The following is a 5,101-nucleotide window of genomic DNA, read 5'->3' as shown; positions in this document are numbered from 1 at the left end:
GAAGCTTCTCTCGCTGTTTGATTGTGCCGCATTTTCTACGACGAACCGGTATCCACGTCGTCGGAAAATGCTCTCGCGCATCACGCCCGGTCCCGCTGCTCGTCGCCCCTTGCGGCGAGCAACGCCTGGTCGAGGCCGTCGCTGCCGGCCGACAGCGCCTCGCGCAAGGCGGCTTCGTCGGGATAGATCATCACGTCGCAGGCATCCTGCGCCGGGTCCGTCCCGACAGTCAGGCAGGTCCGGATCACGTAGCGGTGGTCCGGCGTGCGGTAGAGCGTCTGCGTGACCGGCACGGGATCGCCGGGCGGGCTTGTCGTCCGGCCGATCGGAACGGCGAACAGGCTCACCGGGTCCAGGATGACGCCTCCTCGACCAGACCTCACGCCGGACGCCACATCGCGGAGCCGGGCCCGCTTCCGCTTCGACGGTGCAGGCGTTGCGCGATGAGTCTCGTGGCGGTCGGGCATCATGATCCTACTCTCTCGGCATGCGGGCGATCATCGCGAGTCTCGTTGACCAATCCGCACCCCACGGTCGCCACCCGCCCCTTGGCAACAACCTGAAGTTTCAATTCCCTGCTGACGCAGTCCCGAGCCAGGGCCGTTCCTCATTGGGCGATCCGCATAACGTAGCGTTTACCAGACCCGCCTTCGAGGGCATGACTGGCGAGACAGGGGGATTGTCACAGTTAAATTGTACGCAAGTGCCGCGCGCGGCCGCCGCGTCACGCCTCGGGCGCGGCCCCATCGAGAGGGGCAATCGGCTCGTCCTTGATCTGGTCGAGGGCAAGCGCGGTTCGCACCATCCGCACGTTGGGCAGGCCGGTGAGATGGCCGACGAGCTGCTGGAACGCGCCGAGATTCGGTGCGACACATTTGAGCAGGAAGTCGGTCTCGCCCGAAAGGGTCCAGCATTCCCGCACCATCGGCCAATCGCGCATCTGCGCCGCGAAGGCGGCGAGATCCGCCTGGCCTTGGGCGGCGAGCTGCACCATGGCGAAGCAGATCACCTCGTAGCCGAGGGCCTTGGGCTCCAGCACGGCGCGGTAGCCGCGGATGATGCCGGCCTCCTCCAGGGCGCGGACCCGGCGCAGGCAGGGCGGCGCCGACAGGCCGACGCGCCGGGCCAGTTCCACGTTGGTGATGGAGCCGTCGGCCTGTAGCTCCCGGAGGATCGCCCAGTCGATGGCGTCGAGGCGGGCGGGCAAGGTGGCGGGCGTTCCTGGCGGGTGAGGAGTTAAGCCCCGGTGAGTAGCCGCCCGCCGGGGCGGGCACAAGGTGACGGGACACATGCCGGAGGACGATGCCGGAGGACGATGTCGGATCGCCGCGGCGCCAGCACCTCCGGCACAGCGCAGTCCCCGCGCAAGGCTGGGATTCCAGCCGCTCACGTCGCGAAGGAATCCAGAAGAAGAAAATCCAGATCGTGTCCCATGGCGTTGTGTCGCTGCGTCTGGTCCTCTGGGATTGGGATTGCCCCGGATCGGGTTCTTGCTCACTTTGCGTGGATCAGGCGGCGAGCAGCCTGCGGCGCTTCAGGAGATCGAGGCCTGCCCGCCCGTAACCCGACAGACTGCCAAGCAGACTTGCGTTGGCAGGCCACCGCTTCGTCAGCTTCGGTTGTTGTTTGATCGCAGATTTTTGCCGCCGAACCGGTGACCACGTCGGCGAAATCGGCTTAGGGGATCCCGATCAGCTTGTGGGTCTGCACGCTTAGGCGCCAGCGGGCGTCGCGCAGGCAATGGGCGACCGCCGCTTGCGTGTTGGCGATCCGGTCGGGCCCGTCCATCGGCTGGAGCCAGAGATGGCGGAAATCGAGGTCGGCGAGCGCGTCCGGGTCGAGGCCGGCCTGCGGATAGACGAGCTTCAACTCGTCGCCGCGGCTGAGGCGCAACGGCGCACCCGCCTTGGGGCTGACGCAGATCCAGTCGATTCCCGCCGGCGGGTCCTGCGTGCCGTTGGTCTCCACCGCCGCCTCGAAGCCCCGCGCATGGACGGCTGCGAGAAGGGCCGCGTCGAGCTGCAACAGCGGCTCGCCGCCGGTGAACACGACGTAGCGCCGACCCCGGGCCCCGTTCCAGGTCCGCTCGATCGCCTCGGCCAGGTCCTCCGCCTGGGAAAAGCGGCCGCCGCCGACCCCGTCGGTGCCAACGAAATCGGTGTCGCAGAAGCGGCAGACGGCCTGAGCGCGGTCTACCTCGCGCCCGCTCCACAGGTTGCAGCCGGCGAAGCGGCAGAACACCGAGGCGCGCCCGGCCTGGGCGCCCTCGCCCTGAAGGGTGTGGAAGATCTCCTTGACGGCGTAGCTCATGATGTCGGTCGGCGGACGGCACCGGTCGGCGTCGCGCGCGTTGCTCCAGAAGGGTGAAGTCGGGGCCGTCTCGTGCGGCTCTCCTGCCCTGTCAGATGCGACCCGTGCCGGCAAGCCCGCCGGAGGCAGGTCTCCCGCGCATCAGGTCTCCCGCGCTTCAGGTCTCCTGCCTGGCGAGATCGTCTTTCCCGCCTGTGGAAGCCCCTGTGGGCGGAGACGGGATAACGCCGCCGCCATGCTCCTGCCACGGATGGTGGGTTCATGGGGGCATCGCGCGGCGCTGTCAAAAGCTTCGCCGTTGCCCTACAATCACGGTCGGTCTGCCGTGCGGTGCCCGGGGCGGCGTGATCGGACGGTCTTCATCGCGAGACCGGACGGTCGCGGGAGGCGCCGCGGGCGGCACCGGCACGACGGGAACCGATCGGAATGTTCACACCTGCGCTGCTGCCGCGCCTCGCCGGACGCCTCTTCGGCCTCGGCGCCCTCGTGGCCGCCGGATCCCTGGCTGCCGGGACAGCGGGGGCCGTCACCGCGCCGATGCTGGTCGTCGACGTCGATACCGGCAAGGTGATCTACAGCCAGGGTGCCACCGACCCCTGGTACCCGGCCTCGATCACCAAGCTGATGACGACCTACGTCGCCCTCGACATGGTGCGCCAGGGCCGCGCCTCGATGGACCAGCTCCTGACCATCTCGGAGGCCGCCGCGGCCGAGCCGCCCTCCAAGATGGGCTTCAAGCCCGGGACCCAGCTCACCCTCGACAACGCCCTCAAGATCATCATGGTGAAGTCGGCCAACGATGTCGCCTGGGCGATCGGCGAGAATCTCGGCGGCTCGATCGACGGCTTCGCCGCCCTGATGAACGACACCGCGCAGCGCCTCGGCATGCGCGAGAGCCGCTGGACCAACCCGAACGGCCTGCCCGACCCGCGGCAATGGACCTCGGCCCGCGACATGGCGGTCCTCGGCCGGGCGCTGCTGCGCGATTTCCCCGAGAACCGCGACCTGTTCTCGATCTCGGCAATCCAGTTCGGCCGCGCCGTGATGCCGAACCACAACGGCCTCCTCGGCCGCTATGCTGGTGTCGACGGCATGAAGACCGGCTTCATCTGCTCGGGCGGCTTCAACGTCGTGGCGAGCGCCAACCGCAACGGCCGTCGCATCCTCACGGTGGTGATGGGCCAGGCGAGCGCCCGCGAGCGCGACCTGAAGGCCGCCGACCTGTTCGATTACGGCTTCGGCCAGTCGAGCTTCGGCTGGGGCGGTCAGACCCTCACCGAGCTGCCGGCCTCGTCCGTCGCGGCCCCGCCGGACATGCGGCCCTATATCTGCGACAAGCGCCGGCCGATGCCGACGGATTCGGACTCGTCCGCCGTGACCGCGGGGGCCGCCGCCGGGGGCAATGCCGACAACGCCAATGCGCAGCTGATGGCCGTGGGCGCGCAACCCTCCTCGGCGCTCGCCTTCGCCACCATGAACAGTGCGGCCCTGCGCAACCGCGCGCTGCCGCCGCGGGCGCCGTTGCAGCCGGTGCTGGTCTGGACCGGCCGCGACCCGGCCGAGAGCGCCATCGCGGCGACCGACGAGGCGGCCCCCGCCCCGGCCAAGCCCGCCGCCCGGGTCAAGGTGGCCAAGCCCGCGCCGCAGAAGCCCGCGCCGAGCCGCAGCATCGCGGCGACCGGCGCCACCGTGCCGCAGCCCAAGCTCCTCGCCCGCCACAAGGGGGCGCCGCCCGCCTCGGCCTCGGCCTTCGCCTCCACCGGCCCGGCCACCGCGGTGATCGCCGAGCCGAGGGCGCACAAGGCGGCGGTGAAGCCCGTCGCGAAGCCGGCCGCCAAGGACGCCAAGCCGGCGGCGAAGCCCGCCCAGAAGACCGAGGCGAAGCCGGCCGTGAAGTCGGCGCGCAAGCAGGACGACTGACGACGCATGGCAGAGCCGGAGGCCGATTCGGCACCTGTCTTCTGCCCGGACGATCGTCTGGCCTATCGCCGCAGCCGGACCCGTTTCGTGCCGGGGCAGGGACTCGCCCTCGACGAGGCGTACCGCCTCGCGCATCTGCCCCTGGTGGCGCCCGGCCATCCCGGCGTGATCCCCGCGACAGAGGGGCGATATTACACGTCCGGGCGCCATCCCCGTGTCGTCTCGCTGGTGCTGCCGGTGCCGCACGCAGCCCTCGACGCCGCTCCGGCCCATGCCGCGCTGGAACGAGACCTGCGCGCCGCGCCCTTCGCCCACAAGATCGCCTGGGACGTGGCCGCGCGCCGCAGGGATCGCCTGCACGCAACCCTGTGCGGCTCCCTCGCGGTCGGTCCCGATGCCGCGCCGATGGTGACGCCCGAGCAACGGGCGGCCTTGGCGGTCCTCGGCCCGGTGACGGTCGAGCTGCGCGGCCTGTTCTCCGGCACCGTCAATGTCGGCCGGCTCTACCTGCGGGTCTATCCCGAATGCCGCGACGGGGCCGACATGCTGGCGGCGATCCAGCAGATCATGGGCCGGGCGCCGAGCGGGCTCACCGTCGTCGGCCTGCACGCCCTGACGGACGATCTCGACCCGGACGAAGCCGCTGCCCTGTCGGCCATGATCGAAAGCTGGTGGGACCGGCCGATCCTGCGCCTCACGGTCGACGCGCTGTGGCTGCTCTGGGCCACCGACGATCAGGTCCTCGATGGGGGTGTGCTGGAGCGGGTGCCGCTGACCGGTGCAGCGGCCCGGGATTGACGTTCGCCGGGCGCATGCGCAGTTCGCGGGGAGCAGTCCGACGAGACCACCCCCCATGACCGCCCCCATGACC

General features: G+C 70.3%; 5 protein-coding genes. 2 read left to right on the top strand and 3 right to left on the bottom strand.

Annotation, left to right across the window (positions count from 1 at the left end; all coding sequences use genetic code 11):
• Positions 1-80: 80 nt before the first annotated feature.
• The 3 genes from VP06_RS23170 to queE all read right to left on the bottom strand — a co-directional run bounded on the left by VP06_RS23170 (position 81) and on the right by queE (position 2,310).
• A complete protein-coding gene (locus tag VP06_RS23170) occupies positions 81-347 on the bottom strand; it encodes a hypothetical protein (RefSeq protein ID WP_048466158.1) in 267 nt (88 codons plus the stop codon).
• 377 nt (positions 348-724) lie between these two features.
• Positions 725-1,207: an Lrp/AsnC family transcriptional regulator gene (locus VP06_RS23165; RefSeq protein WP_048466157.1), complete on the bottom strand. Its 483-nt coding sequence runs from the start codon at positions 1,205-1,207 to the stop codon at positions 725-727.
• Between the two features lie 470 nt (positions 1,208-1,677).
• Positions 1,678-2,310 carry a 7-carboxy-7-deazaguanine synthase gene (gene queE / locus VP06_RS23160; protein WP_048466156.1) on the bottom strand — a complete coding sequence of 211 codons (633 nt, stop codon included), beginning with the start codon at positions 2,308-2,310 and terminating at the stop codon, positions 1,678-1,680.
• Between the two features lie 426 nt (positions 2,311-2,736).
• Between queE and VP06_RS23155 the strand changes: the two genes are divergently transcribed.
• Complete coding sequence (locus VP06_RS23155) at positions 2,737-4,230, top strand: D-alanyl-D-alanine carboxypeptidase family protein (protein WP_197093264.1); 1,494 nt, start codon at positions 2,737-2,739, stop codon at positions 4,228-4,230.
• A gap of 6 nt (positions 4,231-4,236) precedes the next feature.
• Positions 4,237-5,028 carry a hypothetical protein gene (locus VP06_RS23150; protein WP_048466155.1) on the top strand — a complete coding sequence of 264 codons (792 nt, stop codon included), beginning with the start codon at positions 4,237-4,239 and terminating at the stop codon, positions 5,026-5,028.
• The last annotated feature ends 73 nt before the right edge of the window (positions 5,029-5,101 follow it).

Origin of the sequence: Methylobacterium aquaticum (assembly GCF_001043915.1) — a bacterium.
Lineage (GTDB): Bacteria > Pseudomonadota > Alphaproteobacteria > Rhizobiales > Beijerinckiaceae > Methylobacterium > Methylobacterium aquaticum.
Note: the sequence above shows the minus strand (reverse complement) of the source record. Positions and strands in the feature narration are given on the sequence as shown.

What these genes read in the sequence shown, in the direction of transcription:
- queE (WP_048466156.1), bottom strand. Translation starts at nt 2,310, where the DNA reads ATGAGCTACGCCGTCAAGGAGATCTTCCACACCCTTCAGGGCGAGGGC.
- VP06_RS23155 (WP_197093264.1), top strand. Translation starts at nt 2,737, where the DNA reads ATGTTCACACCTGCGCTGCTGCCGCGCCTCGCCGGACGCCTCTTCGGC.
- VP06_RS23150 (WP_048466155.1), top strand. Translation starts at nt 4,237, where the DNA reads ATGGCAGAGCCGGAGGCCGATTCGGCACCTGTCTTCTGCCCGGACGAT.